The sequence below is a fragment of the Xanthomonas hortorum genome, assembly GCF_024339125.1.
Taxonomy (GTDB): domain Bacteria; phylum Pseudomonadota; class Gammaproteobacteria; order Xanthomonadales; family Xanthomonadaceae; genus Xanthomonas; species Xanthomonas hortorum.
The window spans coordinates 5,031,854-5,053,195 of the sequence record NZ_CP101417.1 but is presented as its reverse complement, the minus strand read 5'-3'; the positions used below and the strand labels follow the sequence as shown (position 1 = coordinate 5,053,195).

General features: G+C 64.6%; 22 protein-coding genes. 12 read left to right on the top strand and 10 right to left on the bottom strand.

The genetic code is table 11. From position 1 onward, the window contains the following. Positions 1-44: 44 nt before the first annotated feature. From NMB96_RS21755 to NMB96_RS21725, 7 genes are all read right to left on the bottom strand, one after another. Positions 45-431, bottom strand: a complete 387-nt coding sequence (locus NMB96_RS21755) for a hypothetical protein (RefSeq protein ID WP_084218051.1) — start codon at positions 429-431, stop codon at positions 45-47. 220 nt (positions 432-651) lie between these two features. After that, positions 652-960 (bottom strand): DUF3861 family protein, encoded by a 309-nt coding sequence (locus NMB96_RS21750; protein WP_006448891.1) that lies wholly within the window; start codon positions 958-960, stop codon positions 652-654. Positions 961-1,051: 91 nt separating this feature from the next. After that, positions 1,052-1,672 carry a M23 family metallopeptidase gene (locus tag NMB96_RS21745; protein WP_084217901.1) on the bottom strand — a complete coding sequence of 207 codons (621 nt, stop codon included), beginning with the start codon at positions 1,670-1,672 and terminating at the stop codon, positions 1,052-1,054. 135 nt (positions 1,673-1,807) lie between these two features. Beyond that, a complete protein-coding gene (locus NMB96_RS21740) occupies positions 1,808-2,233 on the bottom strand; it encodes an HU family DNA-binding protein (protein ID WP_043889331.1) in 426 nt (141 codons plus the stop codon). 437 nt (positions 2,234-2,670) lie between these two features. Continuing rightward, entirely contained in the window at positions 2,671-3,525 is an 855-nt protein-coding gene (proC, locus tag NMB96_RS21735) for a pyrroline-5-carboxylate reductase (RefSeq protein ID WP_023904611.1), read from the bottom strand. Between the two features lie 48 nt (positions 3,526-3,573). After that, positions 3,574-4,266: a YggS family pyridoxal phosphate-dependent enzyme gene (locus NMB96_RS21730; RefSeq protein ID WP_023904610.1), complete on the bottom strand. Its 693-nt coding sequence runs from the start codon at positions 4,264-4,266 to the stop codon at positions 3,574-3,576. A 156-nt stretch (positions 4,267-4,422) separates the two neighbouring features. Next, positions 4,423-5,139, bottom strand: coding sequence for an NPP1 family protein (locus NMB96_RS21725; RefSeq protein WP_255085688.1), 717 nt, complete (start codon positions 5,137-5,139; stop codon positions 4,423-4,425). Between the two features lie 541 nt (positions 5,140-5,680). Between NMB96_RS21725 and NMB96_RS21720 the strand changes: the two genes are divergently transcribed. From NMB96_RS21720 to NMB96_RS21710, 3 genes are all read left to right on the top strand, one after another. Further along, positions 5,681-6,718 carry a type IV pilus twitching motility protein PilT gene (locus NMB96_RS21720; RefSeq protein ID WP_006448885.1) on the top strand — a complete coding sequence of 346 codons (1,038 nt, stop codon included), beginning with the start codon at positions 5,681-5,683 and terminating at the stop codon, positions 6,716-6,718. 106 nt (positions 6,719-6,824) lie between these two features. Beyond that, positions 6,825-7,955: a PilT/PilU family type 4a pilus ATPase gene (locus tag NMB96_RS21715; protein ID WP_006448884.1), complete on the top strand. Its 1,131-nt coding sequence runs from the start codon at positions 6,825-6,827 to the stop codon at positions 7,953-7,955. A 303-nt stretch (positions 7,956-8,258) separates the two neighbouring features. Next, positions 8,259-8,933, top strand: a complete 675-nt coding sequence (locus NMB96_RS21710) for a YitT family protein (RefSeq protein WP_043889842.1) — start codon at positions 8,259-8,261, stop codon at positions 8,931-8,933. Positions 8,934-9,070: 137 nt separating this feature from the next. Here the strand turns inward: NMB96_RS21710 and NMB96_RS21705 are convergent, their stop codons facing one another. Then, entirely contained in the window at positions 9,071-9,616 is a 546-nt protein-coding gene (locus tag NMB96_RS21705) for a DNA-3-methyladenine glycosylase I (RefSeq protein WP_255085686.1), read from the bottom strand. Between the two features lie 297 nt (positions 9,617-9,913). Here NMB96_RS21705 and NMB96_RS21700 point away from each other — a divergent pair, with 297 nt between their 5' ends. The 5 genes from NMB96_RS21700 to NMB96_RS21680 all read left to right on the top strand — a co-directional run bounded on the left by NMB96_RS21700 (position 9,914) and on the right by NMB96_RS21680 (position 13,292). Beyond that, entirely contained in the window at positions 9,914-10,480 is a 567-nt protein-coding gene (locus tag NMB96_RS21700) for a YqgE/AlgH family protein (protein ID WP_006448880.1), read from the top strand. Continuing rightward, positions 10,473-10,961: a Holliday junction resolvase RuvX gene (gene ruvX, locus NMB96_RS21695; protein WP_023904602.1), complete on the top strand. Its 489-nt coding sequence runs from the start codon at positions 10,473-10,475 to the stop codon at positions 10,959-10,961. The genes NMB96_RS21700 and ruvX overlap by 8 nt, the downstream gene beginning before the upstream one ends. Further along, on the top strand, positions 10,958-11,905 hold the full coding sequence (locus NMB96_RS21690) for an aspartate carbamoyltransferase catalytic subunit (protein ID WP_006448878.1): 948 nt from the start codon (positions 10,958-10,960) through the stop codon (positions 11,903-11,905). The genes ruvX and NMB96_RS21690 overlap by 4 nt, the downstream gene beginning before the upstream one ends. 197 nt (positions 11,906-12,102) lie before the next feature. Beyond that, positions 12,103-12,537, top strand: coding sequence for an OsmC family protein (locus tag NMB96_RS21685; protein ID WP_006448877.1), 435 nt, complete (start codon positions 12,103-12,105; stop codon positions 12,535-12,537). Between the two features lie 152 nt (positions 12,538-12,689). Then, the gene (locus NMB96_RS21680; protein WP_074057700.1) at positions 12,690-13,292 is read left to right on the top strand and encodes a glycine zipper 2TM domain-containing protein; all 603 of its coding nucleotides are present in this window, start codon (positions 12,690-12,692) and stop codon (positions 13,290-13,292) included. Between the two features lie 142 nt (positions 13,293-13,434). On the opposite strand, the gene NMB96_RS21675 is transcribed toward NMB96_RS21680, so the two are convergent. Together NMB96_RS21675 and NMB96_RS21670 are read right to left on the bottom strand one after the other, a co-directional pair. Next, positions 13,435-14,316: a PhzF family phenazine biosynthesis protein gene (locus tag NMB96_RS21675; RefSeq protein WP_023904599.1), complete on the bottom strand. Its 882-nt coding sequence runs from the start codon at positions 14,314-14,316 to the stop codon at positions 13,435-13,437. A gap of 31 nt (positions 14,317-14,347) precedes the next feature. After that, positions 14,348-15,226 carry a PhzF family phenazine biosynthesis protein gene (locus NMB96_RS21670; protein ID WP_255085685.1) on the bottom strand — a complete coding sequence of 293 codons (879 nt, stop codon included), beginning with the start codon at positions 15,224-15,226 and terminating at the stop codon, positions 14,348-14,350. Positions 15,227-15,408: 182 nt separating this feature from the next. Between NMB96_RS21670 and NMB96_RS21665 the strand changes: the two genes are divergently transcribed. The 4 genes from NMB96_RS21665 to murD are packed head-to-tail and all read left to right on the top strand — an operon-like array spanning position 15,409 to position 21,202. Further along, positions 15,409-18,018, top strand: coding sequence for a bifunctional aspartate kinase/diaminopimelate decarboxylase (locus NMB96_RS21665; RefSeq protein ID WP_255085683.1), 2,610 nt, complete (start codon positions 15,409-15,411; stop codon positions 18,016-18,018). Then, the gene (locus NMB96_RS21660; protein ID WP_255085682.1) at positions 18,002-18,460 is read left to right on the top strand and encodes a hypothetical protein; all 459 of its coding nucleotides are present in this window, start codon (positions 18,002-18,004) and stop codon (positions 18,458-18,460) included. Before NMB96_RS21665 ends, NMB96_RS21660 begins: the two co-directional genes overlap by 17 nt. Beyond that, positions 18,457-19,812 carry a UDP-N-acetyl-alpha-D-muramoyl-L-alanyl-L-glutamate epimerase gene (gene murL, locus NMB96_RS21655; RefSeq protein WP_255085681.1) on the top strand — a complete coding sequence of 452 codons (1,356 nt, stop codon included), beginning with the start codon at positions 18,457-18,459 and terminating at the stop codon, positions 19,810-19,812. Before NMB96_RS21660 ends, murL begins: the two co-directional genes overlap by 4 nt. Continuing rightward, complete coding sequence (murD, locus tag NMB96_RS21650) at positions 19,793-21,202, top strand: UDP-N-acetylmuramoyl-L-alanine--D-glutamate ligase (RefSeq protein WP_255085679.1); 1,410 nt, start codon at positions 19,793-19,795, stop codon at positions 21,200-21,202. The genes murL and murD overlap by 20 nt, the downstream gene beginning before the upstream one ends. The last annotated feature ends 140 nt before the right edge of the window (positions 21,203-21,342 follow it).

Genomic DNA, 21,342 nt, shown 5'->3' with positions numbered 1-21,342 from the left:
GGTAGCAGATGACATCACCTTAGTCTGCGCCGGTGAACCACGGGTTAGCGCAGCACCGGCTGCAGCGTTGCCGAATAGATCTCCCATGTGTCGCTGCCGGCGCGGGGTTGGAGTCGATACGCACCGACCAGACGCTGCGTGCCGGCGGTGGTATGCACGGTCAGTTGCACCGGTACTTCGATCAGCTTGGGCGGATGCTGCTGGTCCAAGGCAATGGGTGGATCGTTGTTGATGCGCATCGATTGGATGTTGGTGATGCCGCGTAGCGCTGCGTCATCCGGCACCGGTGAGGGACGACCCCCGGTCCACAGCGCATCGGCATCCGCGCGTGCCGCGCCGGGTAGTGCGCCCAGATACCGATGCACGGTGGCGCTTGCTTTGGCCAAGTTGCTGCGCGCTGTGGCGTCGTTGGGGTCCGGTGCCGGCACCAGTGGTGCAGGCGCTCCAGCGTTGGTGACTGTGCCTGGAGTGCCTGTCACAGCCTCGGTTGGCGACGAGGGCGCAGCAACAGGCGTGCGTTTGTCTTCGGTGCGCTGACAACTGCAGCCAGCGATTGCAGCGGCAAATACTACGATTCCAGCCCAGCGCATGGCGCGTCCCCATCCCCGATGCGCGCAGTGTAACGGTCCGCGCAATGCGGCGATGCAGGCCTCAAGCGCCTGGCGTTGGGTGCACACGCTGCAGGCGCTCCAGCAGCAGTTGCAGCTTCGGCCGCAATACATCCAACGCATCGCTGGGCTGCGCGCGCGGGCGGGCGGCCAGATCTTCCAGCAGCTGCGAGCCGACTGTCAGCGCGGCGCATTCATCGCTGCTCAGGTCGCGGCGCAGGTGCAACTCTTCGAGCAGCCGCATCCAGTCGGCGCGCGAGCGCTGTTCGAACTCGATGGTGCAGCGGTCGTCGCAGGGGCGGCCATCGCTTTCGATGGGCGTGACCGTAATGCGATAGCGTTTTCGGGGCATGGAGATGGCGTCGTTGCTGGGCTGTCTCCACCATAGGCGCAGCGTGCGGTGGCCTCGATAGGGCAGGCCATGACGCAGTGTTCCAACATGTTCACTGTGCCGGCTGTGGTGCGGGTTTGCGCAGCAGCGGCAGCGGATCGTACGCACCGTTGCGCCCATAGACCCCATAGTGAAGATGCGGCGGCGTGCCGCGCGCGTTGCCGGTGGTGCCGACCATGCCCAGCGGTGTACCGGGCTCGACCACATCGCCGACCTCCAAGCCTGCGGCCCAGTCGTCCAGATGCGCATAGTAATGCCACTGCATGGCCGGCCCCAGCACCCAGACCTGCTTGCCGCCAAGGCCTTGATCGCGAATGGCGCTGACCACGCCGCGGGTTGCAGACAGCACCGGCGTGCCGCGTGGCGCGAAGATATCCACACCGGCATGGCTGCGATCGCGGCCCCGCGGCGCGCCGAAGGTATCGGCGATGCGGCGTGCCTGCACGCCTTCGACCGGAATCTGCAAAGACGTCGGCGGCGGCATTCGTGACAGCTCCCAGCTGGTGCGCAGCTGCTCGGCGATCGGCAACTGCCAGGCCCAGCGTGCGGCGACACCCAAGGCGCACAGCAGGGCGACCGACACCAGCAGGCGGCGCACGCGGCGTGCGGGGCTGCGGGCGGTGGACAGCGGTGTAGTCGATGGAGGGTGGGGCGATGGATCGGTCACATGCACCTGCTGGGTTGCGAATGAGCAGGCAGGGTAGGCAAGCGGCGATGAGCGGCATGTGGGTAATCACGCATGCGGTATCGCGCGCGCAAAAAAAAGACGGCCCGCAGGCCGCCTTCGTTACACCGGATGCGTGCTCGATTAGAGCGCGGCGTCCTTCAACTTCTTCAGCAAGCGAGCCTTGACCTTGAAGCTGGCCGGCTTTGCGGCAAAGGTCTGCTCTTCCTTGGTGAAGGGGTTGATGCCCTTGCGCTTGGGCTTGGCCGGCACATGGACGCTGGTCAGCTTCAGCATGCCCGGCAGAGTGAACGAGCCGGCGCCCTTCTTGCTCAGCGAGGAATGTGCAACGGATTCCAGCGTCGCCAGAACGGCGCGGACGTCCTTCGGAGCCAGCTGTGTGGATTCGGCGATGTGCGCGACCAGGCCGGTCTTGCTCAGTGCTTCCTTGATCGGCTTCGGCGCGGCGGACTTGGCAGCGGCGGCCTTCGCCGGCTTTGCGGTCTTGGTGGCGGCGACCTTTTTCACTGCCTTTTTGGGGGCAGCCTTCTTAGCGGCGGTTTTTGCCATGAGTTATGTATTCCGTATTCGTAGGTGGTGTTGGGTCTGCCGACCCAGTCGGCAACGCGAAATGTAGGGCAACTGCTGCGCGCCGCCAATAGGCAAACGATGAAACAACGCGAAAAAAGCGTCTTTCGACGGGGATTCGTTCACCAGCGGCAGAAAACGCGTACGAAACGCATTGTCGAGTCGGTTGCGATGTGCGCGTTGACGAAGCGTCTGACGCAGAGCAGCAGGTCTTCAGCGCGAGCTTGAGTGCATGATCGAGCAGGCGATCTGGTGTCGGGTGTTGCCGAAATCTGCGGCTGGCTGATGGCGTTGGTCGGCATGGCCAGCGCGGATGGATCGCCGTTATGCAGGATCCATGCAGTGCCGACGGATCGATTGCATACCTGCAATCAGCTTTGGTTGCGAGGAAATCCTGCGCTTCTTCGTTAGCGGATTCGCTAATCGTTGGCGGCCGACAGGCTACGGCCGCGCTCGGTGGCTGCGGCGATTGCGCTTGCGGTGAGCGCTTCGAAGCCGCCGGCCTGGAATGCCTCGATCGCCGCCTGCGTGGTGCCGTTGGGCGAGGTCACGCGGTGGCGGAGCTGCTCCGGTGCTTCGCCGGATTCTGTCAGCATGCGCGCGGCGCCAAGCACGGTTTGCAGCACCAGCGTGCGTGCGGTGTCGGCGGGCAGACCCTGCGCTTGCGCGGCAGCCTCCATCGCTTCGGCCAGCAGGAAGACATAGGCCGGGCCGCTGCCGGAGACGGCGGTCACCGCGTCCATCTGCGCTTCGTCGTCGATCCACACGGTGACGCCGGCGCTATCCAGCAAGCGGGTCGCCTGCACGCGTTGCGCGTCGGAAACGCGCGCAGTGGCGTACAGCGCGGTGACGCCGGCGCCGAGCAGGGAGGGCATGTTGGGCATTGCGCGCACTACTGCCACGTCACCGCCCGACCAGCGCTGCAGTTGCGTTGCAGTGATGCCGGCAGCGATGGACAGCAGCAGCGGCTGCTGCGCCTGCGCAAGGTCGGCCAGCTGTGCGCACACCGAAGGCAGCACCTGCGGTTTGACTGCCAGTACCCAGATGGCCGCTCCGTCCACGGCGGTGCGGGCGTCTTCCACGGCGTGCACGCCGAAGTCGCGCGATAACGCCTCGCGCAATTCGGCAATCGGCTCGGCCACGCGGATGCTGGCTGCGGGCACGCCTTGCCGGATCAGCCCGGCAATCAGGCTGCGCGCCATGTTGCCGCCACCGACGAACGCGGTGATTGCAGCGTTGGGATGCGAAGACGCGGGCGAAGAGGGCAGAGTCATTGCAGCACCTTAGGTCAGAAAGAGTCGGTGATCGGCGCGCGAGGCCGATCAGGACGCGGCGGCAGGCGACGAGGCGCGTTCGCCAAACAACGCGGTACCGACGCGCACCATGGTGGCACCGGCCGCGATCGCTTCGACGAAATCCGAACTCATGCCCATCGACAAGGTATCCACCTGCGGATAGCGGCCCTTGAGGTCTTCGAATAGCGCCTGCATGCGCGTAAACGCAGCCGCGCGCCGTGCCTGCTCGGGAAACGGCGCGGGAATCGCCATCAGCCCGCGCAACTGCAGACGCGGTTGCAGCGCGATGTCACGGGCCAGCGCATCGATCGCCTCCGGTGCGCAACCGTGCTTGCTGTCCTCGTCGTCGATATTGACCTGGATCAGCACGTTCAACGGCGCGCGATCGTCCGAGCGGTAGCGCGCCAGCAGCGGGATCAGTTTGGCGCGGTCCACGGTCTGTATCCAGTCGAAGCAGTGGCTGGCCAGTTCGGCCTTGTTGGATTGCAGGTGGCCGATCAGATGCCATTCCAATCCCAGCGCATGCAGTTCGTCGATCTTGGCCTGCGCCTCCTGCACGTAGTTTTCGCCGAACGCCTGCTGGCCTTGCGCCGCCAGCGCCTGGATTGCGCCGGCGGACTGGGTCTTGGAGACCGCCAGTAGCCGGGCGGGACGCCCAGCGGCGTTTTCCGATGCGACTCGGATGCGGTCGAGAATCTGCTGCAGCGACGAGGCCGGCACGTGGCGCCCTTGGCTTGAGGGAGGACCGCCTATAGTGAGGCCAGCGCCCTGGTCCTTCCAGCAGGTGGTGCATTCGGGGCAGCGCATGGGCGCCGATGTCCGGTCTGTTGGCCACCGGACATCGGTTTGCCGCACGCGATCTATGCAGGTGCCAGGTCAGTTGTAGTACCAGGCCTTGCCGAGATTCTGGTTGAAGTTATTGTCGATGAAAGGAACGTTGGCGGCACCGAAGTTTGTGTACGTCAATGCATCCTTCACCCATTGATCCATCGATTCCCATGCGATCAGCGGCTGCATGCCACCGACCGGGTTGTAGGGACCGATGAACATCTCATGGTTGGTCGGCCAGGTACTGCCGTAGACCACCTTGGGGTGATTGTCGCGCAGGCTGGCAGCGGGATTGCGCAGGTAAGAGTAGTTGCCATGTGCCGAGTAGGAAAGGGCATACACCGTCGGCCGCGGCACCGATGGATTGTTGATCCAGACGACGATGCTTTCCCAATCATGGCGATGTCCCAAACCACTGGATGGCGAGTCTTTCGGGAAGTACCAGCTGTACATGATGGCCCAGACGCCCCGGTACCAGCCCGAGCGCACGTAGACCTGGCCGGGACTGTGGCTGCAGCCGCCATTGGACGCACCGGTGGGCTTCAAACCCTTGCTCGGATGCCCCCACTGGTCGACTGCAGGAAACGGCACGCAGCCGTTGTGCACGAACAGGCACGGCCGGTAATCCCAGTCGCGCTGTCCGATCGGGCCTGCGGGAACCTTCTCGGGGATGGGTTTGATGTCGTCGTGGTTCCAGGCTTCGTTCGCATGTGTGACAAAAGGGCAAAGCAAAGCGACGACGCTGGCGATCAGCAGCGATTTCATGGTGTTTCACTCATTGGGGAGGGCGCTGCAACGGATGCAGGAGCGGTCGCCAACGTGTGCCGCGGGCCGTATCTATGCCGGGCCCGGGCAACGCGTCATCGTTCAGTCCGCTCTGCCTGCGCCATTGTGCGCAGCTGGATTGCGTCACGATGTTGTGTGGATGACAGCTTGAATTTCAGGCGCAACTGCGCGGCCGGACGGTGCGTTTGCGCACAATCGGCACGCAGCTGGATCGCGCAGCGTCGTGCGGCGATCGGCGCGTGGCCGGCCCTTGCGCAAGCTGGAGATGATTGCGGGGTCTGGAGAACCGGCCTCGCAGCTTTACCGTTCATGCCGGCATGGCTGCCGGCGCGACGATTGCTGGGCGTAGGCAGGTTCTGCCGTGAATCTGGCGGGCTGGGCTGGCCGCAGTGGACGCCGGCAGCAGGCGGCCAGTTCGCTGCAATGAAACCGATGCGCGGACTCTTCCAGGGCGGGGGCAGAACGCTATACTGCCGCTCGGGGAGTACCTTCCAATCGCAGCCTAGGGGAAAAGCAGCGCATGGATATCGCTGAACTATTGGCGTTTTCTGTCAAAAATAAGGCATCGGACCTGCATCTGTCGGCCGGCTTGCCGCCGATGATCCGTGTCGATGGCGATGTCCGTCGCATCAATATTCCGGCGTTGGACCATAAGCAGGTGCACGCGCTGGTGTACGACATCATGTCGGACAAGCAGCGCCGCGATTACGAGGAATTCCTCGAGGTCGACTTCTCGTTCGAGATTCCGTCGCTGGCGCGCTTCCGCGTCAATGCGTTCAACCAGAACCGTGGCGCCGGTGCGGTGTTCCGCACCATTCCCTCCGAAGTGCTGACGCTGGAAGACCTGGGCTGCCCGCCGATCTTTCGCCAGCTGATCGACCAGCCGCAGGGCCTGATCCTGGTCACCGGGCCGACCGGTTCGGGCAAGTCGACCACGCTGGCCGGCATGATCGACTACATCAACAAAAACGAATACGGCCACATCCTCACGGTCGAGGATCCGATCGAATTCGTGCACACCTCGCAGAAGTGCCTGATCAACCAGCGCGAAGTGCACCGCGACACGCACGGCTTCAACGAGGCGCTGCGCTCGGCCTTGCGCGAAGACCCGGACATCATTCTGGTCGGCGAATTGCGCGATCTGGAAACCATCCGCCTGGCGCTGACCGCTGCGGAAACCGGCCATCTGGTGTTCGGCACTCTGCACACCAGCTCGGCGGCCAAGACCATCGACCGTATCGTCGACGTGTTCCCGGCCGGCGAAAAGCCGATGGTGCGCTCGATGCTGTCCGAATCCCTGCGCGCGGTGATCTCGCAGGCACTATTGAAGAAGGTCGGCGGCGGACGCACCGCCGCCTGGGAAATCATGGTCGGCACCCCGGCGATTCGTAACCTGATCCGCGAGGACAAGGTGGCGCAGATGTATTCGTCGATCCAGACCGGCCAGCAATACGGCATGCAGACGCTGGACCAGCATCTGCAGGACCTGGTCAAGCGTAGCCTGATCACGCGCAACCAGGCGCGTGAGTACGCCAAGGACAAGCGGATATTCGAGTAGCCGGGATTCGGGATTCGGGATTCGCAATGGCGATCTCCCGGACCGGACCCCGCTCTTGCGAATCCCGAATCTCCCATCCCGAATCCCTGCTCCAAAGGAGCGCGCCATGAGCACTATCGACTTCACCTCGTTCCTCAAGCTGATGGCGCACCAGAAGGCGTCGGATCTGTTCATCACCTCGGGCATGCCGCCGGCGATCAAGGTCAACGGCAAGATTAGCCCGATCACCCAGACACCGCTGACGGCGCAACAAAGTCGCGATTTGGTGTTGAACGTGATGACACCGTCGCAGCGCGAAGAATTCGAAAAGACGCACGAGTGCAACTTCGCCATCGGCGTGTCAGGGGTCGGGCGTTTTCGTGTGAGCTGTTTCTATCAGCGCAACCAGGTCGGCATGGTGCTGCGCCGGATCGAAACGCGCATCCCCACGGTGGAAGAGTTGAGCCTGCCGCCGGTGATCAAGACGCTGGCGATGACCAAGCGCGGCATCATCATTTTCGTCGGCGCCACCGGTACCGGTAAGTCGACCTCGCTGGCGGCGATGATCGGTTACCGCAACCAGAATTCCACCGGACACATCATCACCATCGAAGATCCGATCGAATTCGTGCACAAGCACGAAGGCTGCATCATCACCCAGCGTGAAGTCGGCATCGACACCGATAGTTGGGAAAACGCGCTGAAAAACACCCTGCGCCAGGCGCCGGACGTGATCATGATCGGCGAGGTGCGTACCCGCGAAGGCATGGATCACGCGGTGGCATTCGCCGAAACCGGCCATCTGGTGCTGTGCACCCTGCACGCCAACAATGCCAACCAGGCGATGGACCGCATCATCAACTTTTTCCCGGAAGATCGCCGCAATCAGCTGCTGATGGATCTGTCGCTCAATCTCAAGGGCGTGGTCGCGCAGCAATTGATTCCGACTCCGGACGGGCGCAGCCGCCGCGTGGCGATGGAGATCATGCTGGGCACCCCGCTGGTGCAGGATTACATCCGCGACGGCGAGATCCACAAGCTCAAGGAGATCATGAAGGAGTCCACCAACCTGGGCATGCGTACCTTCGATCAGAGCCTGTTCGAGCTGTATCAGGCCGGCGAAATCAGCTACGAAGACGCGCTGCGCTATGCCGATTCGCAGAACGAAGTGCGCCTGCGCATCAAACTCTCGCAGGGCGGCGACGCCAAGACCCTGGCGCAGGGGATGGATGGTGTGGAGATTGCCGAGGTTCGGTGAGTCGCCCAGGACCGCTGCGCATTGGTGCACTCTGGTGCATGGCCGCGGCATAGCACGCTGAAGAAATTCACCTGCACAAGGGTCCCGGGACTTGGCGCTTCATGTCTGCGCACAGGCGTCTGCTGCAAAAAGACAGGGTAGAGACCGCGCTGTTGGTCGATGAACATGCAGCGCAGCAGTGCGCGCATGCGGTGACGTTTCAGATGTAACCAGGCGGGCCGATAGTGTCTAATATTGCACCCCATTGCAGTGCCCGAACCTGTGAGCCTTCCCGATTCCGATCTGCGTCCGGAGCAAGAACCGCTGCCCGATGACGGCGCTGTGGTCACCTCCGGCCCGTTGACGCCGCCGCCGGATTCGGCCGGCACCGCGGCCGACGATCATGCCTATCACCACTCGGTGGCCGAAGACGCGCAAGGCATGGTGCTGGCGACGCTGGTGGCCTCGTTGGGCCTGGCGATCTTCGCCAAGGGCGGCCTGATGATCGGTGGCATGGCCGGTGTCGCCTTCTTGCTGCATTACGCGTTGCACTGGAATTTCGGTCTGGTGTTCGTGCTAGTGAATCTGCCGTTCTATTGGCTGAGCGTGCGCCGCATGGGCTGGGAATTCACCTTGAAGACCTTCGCCGCAGTCGGCGCCTGCGGTGCGCTCACCGACCTGATACCGCGCTGGGCCGAGTACGCGCATATCAGCACGCTGTTTTCGGCCATCGTCGGCGGTGCGCTGGCGGGGCTGGGCATCCTGTTTTTCATCCGCCATCGCGGCAGTTTGGGCGGCATCGGCATCCTGGCGGTGTATCTGCAGCGCGAGCGCGGCTGGAGTGCGGGCAAGGTGCAGATGAGTTTCGATGCGATGCTGATGCTGGTGGCCTTCACCATCCTCACCCCGGACAAGGTGCTGTATTCGGCGCTGGGTGCGTTGATGCTGAGTCTGGTGTTGATGTTCAATCACCGCCCGCATCGTTATATGGGCGTGTGATCCGGAACGTCGTTGGCGACCTGCCGCCGACGCTGCAGTGGGCAGTTGCGCGCGTCGCTGGTGCGGTATGTAACGCATCGCGCTGCAACGTGTGCACAGTGCTTCTAGCGGCCGGCATGCGCTCGATCTTGTCGCCGCTACGCTTTTTCGCTCAGCATCCACGGTGGCGACAATGCCTGGATATGCGCAAACACCGGGCAATCTTCATGATGCGCGCCAGGTAGGTAGCCCAGGCTCATCAGGAATTCGCCGGTGATTTCGCCGCCGGTGAAGCGAAAGGTCTTCTTGAACAGCTTGATCCAGTCTGGCTTGGCGAGCGGATGCTGTGCATCCAGCCAGTGCGCGAAGCTGCCGTGCGAGGCGCGCAGCGTCTGGATGACCTGCGCGTTATGGATCGCCGCCAGCACCTTGAGCCGGTTGCGGATGATGCCGGCATCGCCCATCAGCCGAACGATCTCGGTCTCGCCGTACGCGGCAACCGTGTCCACATCGAAACCGTCGTAGGCGCGCTGGAAATTGCTGCGCTTGCGCAGGATGGTTTCCCAGCTCAATCCGGCCTGATTGATTTCCAGCACCAGCCGCTCGAACAGCTCGCGTTCGTCGCGCTGCGGGAAGCCGTATTCGTACGCGTGATAGTGGCCGTGGACCGGATGGCCTGGGGCGATGCTGCAATAGCCGCTCATGGGGGTGCCTGTGATGTGCGCCGTGGTGGTGGGCCGGCACGATGGAAAGAGGGGTCAAACCGGGCGAATACAGCGCCGTCCAGTGCCAAGTCTGGATGGACAAGCTAGCAGCGCAGAATGCACCGCACGAGCCCGGGTTGCATCGCCAGCGACAACCTGAACGCGCAGGTCAGAAGCGGCAACGGCACCGCGTTCGCGGTCCGGTCCATCGTCAGCGTCGGCAGCCCACAGCGCCAGGCAAGCGCCAAGTATGGCAGCGGCTCTGCGCGCGGCGGAGCGAACGGCTAGAATGCGGTCATGTCCGTTTTGCCCACGCCTCTGGCCAACCAACTGCTGATTGCGCTCCCGGCGCTGTCCGACCCCACCTTTTCGCGCAGCGTCGCGCTGATCTGTCAGCACGACGAGAACGGCGCGATGGGCGTGCTGGTCAATCGGCCCTCCGAGTACACGCTGGGCGAAGTCCTGTCGCAAATGGGCATCGACACCGTCGACGAGCACCTGCGCGAGCAGATCGTGCTCAGCGGTGGGCCGGTGCATCCGGAGCGCGGCTTCGTCATCCACGACGATGCGCGCGAATGGGATTCCTGCCTGGAAGTGGGGCAGGGCGTGTTCCTGACCACCTCGCGCGATATTCTCGAAGCCATGGCGGCCGGCGACGGTCCGCGCAATGCGCTGGTGGCGTTGGGCTGTGCCGGCTGGGGCGCGGGGCAGCTCGAGTTCGAACTGGGCGAGAACAGTTGGCTCACCGCGCCGTCGGATGCCAACGTGCTGTTCGCCACCGCGCTGGAAGATCGCTGGCAGACCGCTGCCGGGCGCATCGGCGTGGACCTGTTCCGGCTGACGGATTATTCCGGGCATGCCTGAGGCGGGCGCGATCCGCCCGGATGGCACGGTGCTGGGCTTCGACGTAGGGTCGCGCCGCATTGGTGTGGCCGTTGGCACCGCGCTCGGTGCCGGCGCGCGCGCGGTCGCCGTCATCAACGTGCATGCCACCGGTCCCGACTGGGCCGCGCTGGATCGTGTGCACAAGGAATGGCGGCCCGACGGCCTGGTGATCGGCGACCCGCTCACCCTTGACGACAAGGACCAACCCGCACGCAAGCGCGCCCATGCGTTTGCTCGCCAACTGCGTGAGCGCTATGCGCTGCCGGTGGTGCTGATCGACGAGCGCTCCAGTTCGGTCGAAGCCGCGCAGCGTTTCGCGCGCGAGCGCGCCGATGGACGCAAGCGCCGCCGCGATGCCGAAGCGCTGGACGCGATGGCGGCCGCGGTCATTGTCGAACGCTGGTTGGCCGCGCCCGACCAAGCCACTCTTCTTTCCCTGATATTTCCCGACCTGCGATGACCACCATGCAACTCGATTCGGACGGACGCCTGCGCCACCTGCTCACCCTGGAAGGACTGCCGCGCACCACGCTGCTGCAACTGCTCGATCGTGCCGGTCAGATCCGCGACGCCGCGGTAGGGCGCGTCGGCAAGCGCAGCGTGCTGGCCGGGACTGCGGTGTGCACATTGTTTTTTGAACCCTCAACGCGCACGCGCAGCTCGTTTCACCTCGCCGCGCAGCGGTTAGGCGCAGACGTGCTCAACTTCGATGCCTCCACTTCGTCCACCCGCAAGGGCGAGACCGCGCGCGACACCTTGAAGAATCTCGAGGCGATGGGCGTGCGTGGCTTTGTGGTGCGCCATCCCGACGACGGTGCGGTGGAAGCGCTGGCCGAGGCTGCAGGCGAGGGCACTGCATTGATCAATGCCGGCGACGGACGCAGCTCGCATCCCACCCAGGGCCTGCTCGACATGCTCACCCTGCGCCAGGCCAAGGGCACCGATTTTTCCAAGCTCAAGGTGGTAATTGTCGGCGACGTGAAGCACTCGCGTGTAGCGCGCTCGGACTTGCACGCGTTGCGCACCCTGGGCGTGGGCGAGATCCGTGTGTGTGGTCCGGCCAGCCTGCTGCCCGACGACGACATGCTGGACGGCTGCGTGGTGGGCGAAGATTTCGACGCGATGCTCGAAGGCGTCGATGCGCTGATGATGCTGCGCCTGCAACGCGAGCGCATGGAAGAAGGCCTGGTGCCGTCGCTGGAGCAATACCACACCGATTACGGGCTCACCCGCGCGCGCCTGGCGCGTGCCGGTCGCGATGCCGCCGTGCTGCATCCGGGCCCGATCAACCGCGGCGTGGAAATCACCGACGAGGTTGCCGACGGCGCGCAATCGTGCGTGCTGCGCCAGGTCGCCAACGGCGTCGCCGTGCGCATGGCCGTGCTGGAAACCTTGCTCGGCTAAGCAAACGCAGCAATGCGACCGCGTAGCCATAGTAGTGCGCGGTCGTTGCTCGGATAGGCATCGCAAGTACCTAGAACCTTGCTGCCAAGATCGCGCAGCGCGCTTCGCCTTTGCGAATCCCCAATCCCCAATCCCGGCACCAAGCCGTAACACCCACTGGCCTATCGTGGCAGCTCCTTTCATCGCAGGAGATCGCAATGGGTATTTCACGTCACGCCACCGCTCACTGGGAAGGCGACCTCAAGACCGGCAAGGGCCAGCTCAGCACGCCGCAGAGTGGTTTGCTGGAAAACACGCGCTATGCCTTCAGCAGCCGCTTCGGCGACGAGAAGGGCACCAATCCGGAAGAACTCATCGCGGCCGCACATGCCGGCTGCTTCACCATGGCGCTGTCGGCACAGCTGACCGAAGCCGGCTTTCCGCCGACCTCGCTGGATACGCGCGCCGACGTGGATCTGTCGATGGAGGGCGGCCCGCAGCTGTCGCAGATCCGGCTCAAGCTCAAGGCCGTGGTGCCGGGGATCGATGAAGCCAAGTTCCGCGAACTGGCCGATGTCGCCAAGAAGAATTGCCCGGTGTCCAAGGCCCTGAGCGCGGTGCCGATCAGCCTGGAAACCGAATTTTCTAGCTGATGCATACAAGGCTGCGCTGCGCCGGTGTTGCATGCCGGCGCACGCAGCTGGCGGCAACCTGAATAGGGCTTTGCAGGGCCGGTCTGGTTCAGGGCGGTTTCACTGGCGCAGGCCGAGCATCGGCAGCGTGTCCTCCCTGTAGAAGTGCCGCGATGAAAACTCTTGTGCTTGGTGCTCTGGTGATGGGTCTGGCGGTTGCGGGCAACGCAACGGCGCAGCGCTATGACAGCGGCTACCGCGATGGCGGTCGCAGTGGGTATGAGGACGGTCGTTACGAATACGCACGCGTGGTGCGTGTCGATCCGATCATCGTGACCGATTCGTATAACGAACGCAGCAGCGAACGCTGCTACAACCGCCCTTCCAACGGCTACTACACCAGCAACGATGGCTACTATCGCGATGGCGGCGGTTATGGCCAATCGGGCGTGTCCAATCGCGGTGTGGCCAGCGTGATCGGCGGTATCGCCGGTGCGGTGCTCGGCAGCCAGGTTGGCGGCGGCAATGGCCGCTTGGTCGGTACTGCGGTCGGCACCATGGCCGGTGTTGCGGCAGGCCGCTCGATCTACGAGGCCAACAATCGCAATTACCAAGGCAACGTCAGCGTGTGCGAGCCGGTGTCCTACCGTCGCGAGAGCGATCGTGTGGAAGGTTACGATGTGACATACGAATATGCCGGCCGCACCTACCACACGCGTAGCGACTACAACCCTGGCGATCGCATCCGCGTGCGCGTGGACGTGCGTCCCGACTGACCGGTGCGAGAAGGCGTGGTGTGTGTCGATTGACGGACGCTGCGTTGTCGAAAACAAAAACGCTGCGATCGCTCGCAGCGTTTTTTTATTGTGCAAACCACAGTCCGCATGCAGTTCCGTGTGCGATCGCTCGATCAAACAATCAAGCCCAATCCAGCGTCCCGCGAATCACCGTCTGCACCTGGCCGCCGGACCACACATCGCCATCGGCATCGATGCGCAATTCCAGCAAGGCATCGAAGCCGATTTCGCGGCCCTGGCTGACCACATAGCGTCGCGCCTTGCCCGGCAATGCCTGGCGGCTGTCGAGCCATGCGGCGAGCACCGCATTGGCCGCGCCGGAAGCGGCGTCTTCGAAGCGGCGGCCGTTGCCGACGAAGGCACGGACGGCGAGGTCGTAGGCGCCCGGCGCGGTGGCGCGCGCGTAGGCGAACACGCCCATGCTGCCGGTGGATTCGGCCAGCCCAGCGATCGCCTCCCACTCCGGTTGCAGACCACGCAGCGCGGCCTCGCTGGCCAGCTCCACCACCCACCAGGTGCGGCCGCCGTCCATCAGTGCAGGCGGCAGGCTGCCGAGCGGCCAGCCGCGCAAGGCATCGCGCAGGCGCGGGTCGTCGGCCTGCACCTGCTCGGCCACGCGCGCGCGCGGGGTGCGGATGGCGATGCTGCGGTGATCGTCGATCTGCTCCACGCGCAGCGGCAACTGGCCGGCGATACCGTCCTGGATCAGCACGCCGTCGTGCGGCGCGGCCAGGCCGGCCTCCAGCACCGCATGCGCGGTGCCGACGCTGGGGTGGCCGGCAAACGGCACTTCTTTGTGCGGCGAAAACATGCGCAGCCGATAACTGCTGTGCGCATCCGGTGCCGCAAACACGAAGGTGGTTTCCGGCAGCTTGGTCCAGCGTGCGATCGCCTGCATCGCCGCATCGTCCAGGCCTTCGGCATCGAGCACCACGGCCAGCGGATTGCCGCTGCCGGGGCGGGCGGAGAACACATCCAGTTGCAGGAAACGGCGGGTGGTCATGGTGGCTGATCTGCGGACAGGGCGCGGCAGCTTACCAATCGATACGACCGTCGATCACTTGTCGCGTCGTTCCGCCAATCCACACTTCGCCTTCGTCATCGACGTCGATGTGGACGCGCCCATCGCGGCCGACCTCGCGGCCCTGGCTGGCGACATAGCGCGACCCGGTGCCCGGCAAGCGACCTTCGCCGTGCAGGCGCGCGGCAATGCAGGCGTTGGCGCTGCCGGTGACCGGATCTTCCGGAATGCCGTCGCCCGGGCAGAATGCGCGCACCACCAGGTCGGCGTCGCCATGGGGATCCGGCGCGTAAATGGCCAGCCCGGTGGCTGCGCTGGCCTGGGTGAGGTGGGTGATGGCGGCCAGATCGGGTTGCGCCTGGCGCACCGCTTGCGCATCGGCCAGTTCCAGCAGCCACCAGTTCGGGCCGTTGTTCCACAGCGCTGGCGGGTGTTCGGCCACACGCAATCCCGTGCAGGCTGCGCGCAACGCTGCGGCGTGCACCTCGCCGGTCGCGATCGCCCGCGCGCGCGGTGCCCGCAGCCGCACCAGCAGCGCGCCATGCCGGTCCATCACCTGCACCGGCAACACGCCCGCCGCGCATTGCTGGCGCATAAAGCCATCCGGCTTGAACGCGACCAGCCCGTGCGTTGCCGCGGCCCATGCCGCACCCACGCTGGGGTGGCCGGCGAATGGCAGCTCGGCGCGCGGCGTGAAGATGCGGATGTGGTAGTCCGCATCGGGCGCGCTGACCGGCAGGAAAAAGATCGTCTCCGACAGGTTCAGCCACGCGGCAATCTGCTGCATCTGCGCGGACGACAACGTCTGCGCGTTGAGGACCACGCCCAACGGATTGCCGTTGCCGTGTTGGCCGCCGAAGACATCCAGTTGCAGGTAGCGGTACTTGCTCATGGTGGTGAATCTCGATCGATGTAATGCGCGGCGATGGTTGCAGCACAAACCGTTACGGCAGTGGGCGCGGCGCTCGGCATGCTGTGATCGCACTCGGGGTCATGCGGGCGATATTGGCAGTAGAATCGGAGGTTCCGCCCGGCGTACCGGGCATCTTTCCCCCATTCTAAACGCCTATCTCAATGTCAGCTCCCCACACTACCGATCGTTGGATCGTCCTCAAGTTCGGCGGCACCTCGGTGTCGCGTCGTCATCGCTGGGACACGATTGGAACACTGGCGAGCAAACGGGCGAACGAGACCGGCGGCCGCGTGCTGGTGGTGGTGTCCGCGCTGTCGGGCGTGACCAACGAACTCACAGCGATCGCCGATGGCGCCGCCGACAGCGCGCAGCGCGTGGTCGCGCTGGAGCAGCGTCATCGCGAATTCCTGGCCGAGCTGGAACTGGACGCCGATGCGGTGCTGGGCGAGCGACTCGCCGCACTGCATGCGTTGCTGGGCGATGCGCGCGCGGCAACACGCACGCTGGACTGGCAAGCCGAGGTGCTGGGGCAGGGCGAGTTGCTGTCCTCCACCATCGGTGCGGCCTATCTGCACGCCAATGGCCTGGACATGGGCTGGCTGGATGCGCGCCAGTGGCTGTCGGCATTGCCGCCGCAGCCCAATCAGAGCGAATGGTCCAAGCGTTTGTCGGTGTCCTGCCAGTGGCAGTCCGATGCGCACTGGCGCGCGCGCTTCGATGCGCAGCCCACGCGCCTGCTGATCACCCAAGGCTTCATTTCGCGGCACGCCGATGGCGGCACCGCGATTCTGGGGCGTGGCGGTTCGGATACTTCGGCCGCGTATTTCGGTGCGCTGCTTGGCGCCAGCCGGGTGGAAATCTGGACCGACGTGCCCGGCATGTTCAGCGCCAATCCCAAAGAGGTGCCGGATGCGCGGCTGCTGACCCGCCTGGACTATTACGAGGCGCAGGAAATCGCCACCACCGGTGCCAAGGTGCTGCATCCGCGCTCGATCAAGCCGTGCCGCGATTCCGGCGTGCCGATGGCGATCCTGGACACCGAGCGCCCAGATCTACCGGGCACCAGCATCGACGGCAATGCCGAGCCGGTGTTGGGCGTCAAGGCAATCAGCCGCCGCAACGGGATCGTGCTGGTGTCGATGGAAGGCATCGGAATGTGGCAGCAGGTCGGCTTTCTGGCCGATGTATTCACGCTGTTCAAGAAGCATGGCTTGTCGGTGGATCTGATCGGTTCGGCCGAGACCAATGTCACCGTGTCGCTGGACCCGTCCGAGAACCTGGTCAACACCGATGTGCTGGCGGCGCTGTCGGCCGATCTGTCGCAGATCTGCAAGGTCAAGATCATTGTTCCTTGCGCGGCGATCACCCTGGTCGGGCGCGGCATGCGCTCGCTGCTGCACAAGCTGTCGGACGTGTGGGCCACGTTCGGGCAGGAACGCGTGCACATGATTTCGCAGTCGTCCAACGACTTGAACCTGACCTTCGTCATCGACGAAGCCGATGCCGATGGCCTGCTGCCGATCCTGCATGCGGAGTTGATCGACAGTGGCGCGATGCCGGTGAGCGAAGGCGAAGTGTTCGGCCCGCGTTGGCGCGAGATCATCGGCTCGGTGCGCCCGCGGCCCACACCGTGGTGGCATGCCGAGCGCGCGCATCTGTTGTCGCTGTCCAAGGCCGGTACGCCGCGTTACGTGTATCACCTGCCCACGGTGCGTGCGCGGGCGCATGCACTGGCGCAGATTGCTGCAGTGGACCAGCGCTATTACGCGATCAAGGCCAATGCGCATCCGGCGATCTTGATGGCGCTGGAGCAGGCCGGTTTCGGGCTGGAATGCGTCTCGCAGGGTGAGTTGCGCCGCGTGTTCGACACCTTGCCCGAGCTGTCGCCGCGGCGCGTGTTGTTTACGCCGAGCTTTGCGCCCAAGGCCGAATACGAAGCCGGCTTCGCTCTGGGCGTGACCGTCACCGTGGACAACGTCGAAGCATTGCGGCGCTGGCCGGAGGTGTTTCGTGGCCGCAACGTGTGGCTGCGTATCGACCTGGGCCATGGCGACGGGCATCACGAGAAGGTCAACACCGGCGGCAAGGCCTCCAAGTTCGGGTTGTCGTCCACACGCGTGGACGAGTTTGTGGAAGTGGCGCGCACGCTCGAGGTCACCATCACCGGTGTGCATGCGCACCTGGGCAGCGGTGTGGAAACCGGCGAGCACTGGCGGATGATGTACGACGAACTGGCCGGCTTTGCGCGCCGCATCGGCACGGTGGAAACCATCGACATCGGTGGCGGCCTGCCGATTCCGTACAGCGCCGAGGACGAACCGTTCGATCTGGAGCTGTGGGCCAAGGGCCTGGCCGAGGTCAAGGCCGTGCATCCGGGCTATCGGCTAGCGATCGAGCCGGGCCGTTATCTGGTGGCCGAAGCCGGCGTGTTGCTGGCGCAGGTGACCCAGGTGATCGAAAAGGACGGCGTGCAGCGCGTGGGTCTGGATGCGGGCATGAACACGCTGATTCGCCCTGCGCTGTATGACGCCTGGCACGACATCGAAAACCTCAGCCAGCTGGACGCGCCTGCCGATGGAGTCTTCGATGTCGTCGGGCCGATCTGCGAATCCTCCGATGTATTCGGCAAGCGCCGTCGTCTGCCTGCCGCCACCGCGCCGGGCGATGTGATGCTGGTGGCCGATAGCGGTGCCTACGGGTATTCGATGGCCAGCACCTACAACCAGCGCGAATTGCCGCGCGAAGAGGTGATCGATGCGCCCGCAGGCTGAGTTCATCGCGCTCAGCACGCTGGCCGGTGGCGTTGCGATGATGTTCGCCACCGCGCTCCAACAACTGAGCTTTGGCATGCTGTGGTCCGATACGTTCAAATGGGCGCTGCCCGCGCTGGTCGCCGCCGGTATCGGTGCGTGGTTGGCCTTGCGTTGGCAACGTCGAGGCGATGCGCCGATTCCCACGCGTCGCAGTGGTGGGATGGCGGTGCGCACGGTGCTGTTGAGTGCGCTGAGCTATGTGCCGGCGGTGGCGCTGTATCTTGCCGTTGCCTTCGCGGTGTCTGGCGGTGCAACGGCCGGACGTCTGGATGTGCTGTTGCTGGCGGTGCTGTTCGGTTGCCTGCCGCTGCTGTGGGCCGCGGTGCCGTTTTCCATGATTGAATATGTCCTGTGCCGACGTTATCTGCGTCGCGTACGTGTTCCTGCAGGTAGTCCATGAGCGCTTTCGACAAACACCAGATTTCCACCTTTCGTTTCGTGCGTTGCGCACTGGATGCGCAGACCGGCGTAGCGACGCTGGTGTACGCCTTCGATCAAGGCCCGGAGCTGGTCGAGACCGTCGCGGTGCCGGGCGCACCGTTCGCGCTGGACGGTGCGCACGCCACTGCCGTGCAGCAAGCGCTGCGCATCCTGCATCTCATCGCGGGCGTGAGTTACTTCAAGGCTGCCGTGCCGCCGACCATCCAGATCGATGAGTATGCGATCGATGCCGACACCGCTGCGCTGGTGGAGAGCGTCTATCTGCATGGATTGGGCGAGTTCGCCTATCGCAATGGCTTGAACCTGCACGGCAAGATCAACTTTCCGGTCGGCACACAAACTGCTGGCGATGCGCCTGCGATCGGCCTGCGCGAGCATGCCTTGGTCGCGATCGGTGGCGGCAAGGATTCGCTGGTCAGTATCGAAGCGCTGCGGCATGCCGGCATCGAGCAGACCGTGAGCTGGATCGGCGGCTCGCAGCTGATCCGCGCCTGCGCCGAGCGCACCGGTTTGCCGGTGCTCAATATCGGCCGCGTGCTGGCATCGGAGCTGTTCGAACTCAATCGCCAGGGCGCGTGGAACGGGCATATTCCGGTCACTGCGGTGAACTCGGCGATTCTTGTGCTGGCTGCGTTGCTCAATGGCGTGGATCAGGTGGTGTTCTCCAACGAGCGTTCGGCCAGTTACGGCAGCCAGATTCCCGGCACCGGCGAGGTCAATCACCAGTGGTCCAAGGGCTGGGCGTTCGAGCAGGCGTTCGGCGATTACGTGCAGCGGCATGTTGCGGCGGATCTGCGTTATTACTCGTTGCTGCGGCCGTTGTCGGAGTTGGCGGTGGCGCGTCAGTTCGCCAAGACCGACCACTACGACGCGCATTTTTCCAGCTGCAACCGCAACTTCCACATCATGGGCGAGCGCCCGGTGCATCGCTGGTGCGGGGTGTGCCCCAAGTGCCATTTCGTGTTTCTGGCGTTGGCCCCGTTCATGCCGAAGACGCGCCTGGTCAGTATCTTCGGGCGCAACCTGCTCGACGATCCCGCGCAGGCCGGCGGCTACGATGCGCTGCTGGAATTCCAGGATCACAAGCCGTTCGAATGCGTCGGCGAAGGCCGCGAATCGCGCGCGGCGATGGCGGTGCTGGCCAGCCGTGCCGAGTGGAAGGAAGACGCGTTGGTGATGCGCTTCAGCCGTGAGATCCAGCCGCAACTGGACCAGCAGGAGCTGCAGCTGGAGCCGTTGATGGCCATCGATGGCGAGCACCGTATTCCGTCGGCGCTGTGGGAGCGCGTGCGTGCGAATTTCGCAGCTTGAGGGCAGGGCGGTTGCGTTATGGGGCTGGGGACGTGAAGGGCGCGCGGCATATCGCGCGCTGCGCGCCGTGCTCCCCACGCAATCGCTGACGGTGTTCTGCAACGCTGAAGAGGCGCGCGAGCTCGATGCGCTGGCAGACCCCGCGTTGCATGTAGAAACCGATGCCAGCGCGCAGGCGCTGGGCCGGTTCGACATCGTGGTGAAATCGCCCGGCATCAGCCCGTATGGCGCGCAAGCGCAAACCGCGGCAGCCGAGTCCGGCACGCAGTTTATCGGCGGCACCGCATTATGGTTCGCCGAACATGCGCAGCCTGACGGCTATGTGCCCGGCGCCATTTGCGTCACCGGAACCAAAGGCAAGAGCACCACCACCGCGTTGCTGGCGCATCTGCTGCGCGCGGCCGGGCATCGCACCGCTTTGGTCGGCAACATCGGTCAGCCGCTGCTGGAAGTGTTGGCGCCACAGCCGCCGCCAGCGTATTGGGCGATCGAGTTGTCCAGTTACCAGACCGGCGAAGTCGGGCGCAGCGGCGCGCGTCCGGAACTTGCGCTGGTGTTGAACCTGTTCCCGGAGCATCTGGACTGGCATGGCGACGAGGCGCGCTATGTGCGCGACAAGCTGTCGCTGGTGACCGAGGGCCGCCCGCGCATTGTCTTGCTCAACGCCGCCGACCCGCATCTTGTCGATTTACAACTGCCCGACAGCGACGTGCGCTGGTTCAACCATCCCGATGGCTGGCATCTGCGTGGCGATGTGGTCTATCGCGGCGAACAGGCCATCTTCGATACCGCCGACGTACCGCTGCCGGGCGAACACAATCGGCGCAATCTGTGTGCTGTGCTGGCGGCCGTGGAAGCGTTGGGTCTGGACGCTGCAGCACTGGCACCGGCCGCACTGAGGTTTCGCCCATTGCCGAATCGCTTGCAGTTGCTTGGCAGCGTGGATGGCATCAGCTACGTCAACGACTCGATCAGCACTACGCCGCATGCCTCGTTGGCGGCGCTGGCGTGCTTTGCGCAACGTCGTGTGGCCTTGCTGCTCGGCGGGCACGATCGAGGTCTGGATTGGCACGATTTTGCCGAACAGATGGCGCAGCAGGCGCCGCTGGAAATCGTGACCATGGGAGCCAACGGGCCGCGTATCCATGCGCTGCTGGCCCCGTTGGCGGAAGCCGGTCGCTTCGGTTTGCATGCTGCCAACGATCTGGAGCACGCCATGCAGTTGGCGCGCGATGCGCTGGGCGAGCAGGGCGGGGTGGTGTTGCTGTCGCCAGGGGCGCCCAGCTTCGGCGCGTATCGCGATTACGTCGCGCGCGGCCGGCACTTCGCACAGCTGGCGGGGTTCGATCCGGCCACGATCAGTGCGATTCCTGGATTGGGTGTGCAGTAGGTTCAATCGGCGCCGATCAGGTGCCGATCAGCGCATCACAACATTCGCACCAGGCGCGGTTTCGTCCATCCCGCTTCACTCTGGCGAGTGCGTTGGCGCCGTGTGCCTGTAGGGCCTGCGCGCAGCCAACTACGCATTCC

Excerpts from the sequence above, each read along its gene's own strand:
- NMB96_RS21675 (WP_023904599.1), bottom strand. The coding sequence starts at position 14,316 with ATGACCACCCGCCGTTTCCTGCAACTGGATGTGTTCTCCGCCCGCCCC.
- NMB96_RS21660 (WP_255085682.1), top strand. The coding sequence starts at position 18,002 with ATGCGCCCGCAGGCTGAGTTCATCGCGCTCAGCACGCTGGCCGGTGGC.
- NMB96_RS21750 (WP_006448891.1), bottom strand. The coding sequence starts at position 960 with ATGCCCCGAAAACGCTATCGCATTACGGTCACGCCCATCGAAAGCGAT.
- NMB96_RS21700 (WP_006448880.1), top strand. The coding sequence starts at position 9,914 with ATGTCCGTTTTGCCCACGCCTCTGGCCAACCAACTGCTGATTGCGCTC.
- NMB96_RS21680 (WP_074057700.1), top strand. The coding sequence starts at position 12,690 with ATGAAAACTCTTGTGCTTGGTGCTCTGGTGATGGGTCTGGCGGTTGCG.
- NMB96_RS21720 (WP_006448885.1), top strand. The coding sequence starts at position 5,681 with ATGGATATCGCTGAACTATTGGCGTTTTCTGTCAAAAATAAGGCATCG.
- ruvX (WP_023904602.1), top strand. The coding sequence starts at position 10,473 with ATGCCTGAGGCGGGCGCGATCCGCCCGGATGGCACGGTGCTGGGCTTC.
- NMB96_RS21740 (WP_043889331.1), bottom strand. The coding sequence starts at position 2,233 with ATGGCAAAAACCGCCGCTAAGAAGGCTGCCCCCAAAAAGGCAGTGAAA.
- murL (WP_255085681.1), top strand. The coding sequence starts at position 18,457 with ATGAGCGCTTTCGACAAACACCAGATTTCCACCTTTCGTTTCGTGCGT.
- NMB96_RS21715 (WP_006448884.1), top strand. The coding sequence starts at position 6,825 with ATGAGCACTATCGACTTCACCTCGTTCCTCAAGCTGATGGCGCACCAG.
- NMB96_RS21665 (WP_255085683.1), top strand. The coding sequence starts at position 15,409 with ATGTCAGCTCCCCACACTACCGATCGTTGGATCGTCCTCAAGTTCGGC.
- proC (WP_023904611.1), bottom strand. The coding sequence starts at position 3,525 with ATGACTCTGCCCTCTTCGCCCGCGTCTTCGCATCCCAACGCTGCAATC.
- NMB96_RS21670 (WP_255085685.1), bottom strand. The coding sequence starts at position 15,226 with ATGAGCAAGTACCGCTACCTGCAACTGGATGTCTTCGGCGGCCAACAC.
- NMB96_RS21705 (WP_255085686.1), bottom strand. The coding sequence starts at position 9,616 with ATGAGCGGCTATTGCAGCATCGCCCCAGGCCATCCGGTCCACGGCCAC.
- NMB96_RS21685 (WP_006448877.1), top strand. The coding sequence starts at position 12,103 with ATGGGTATTTCACGTCACGCCACCGCTCACTGGGAAGGCGACCTCAAG.
- NMB96_RS21725 (WP_255085688.1), bottom strand. The coding sequence starts at position 5,139 with ATGAAATCGCTGCTGATCGCCAGCGTCGTCGCTTTGCTTTGCCCTTTT.
- NMB96_RS21690 (WP_006448878.1), top strand. The coding sequence starts at position 10,958 with ATGACCACCATGCAACTCGATTCGGACGGACGCCTGCGCCACCTGCTC.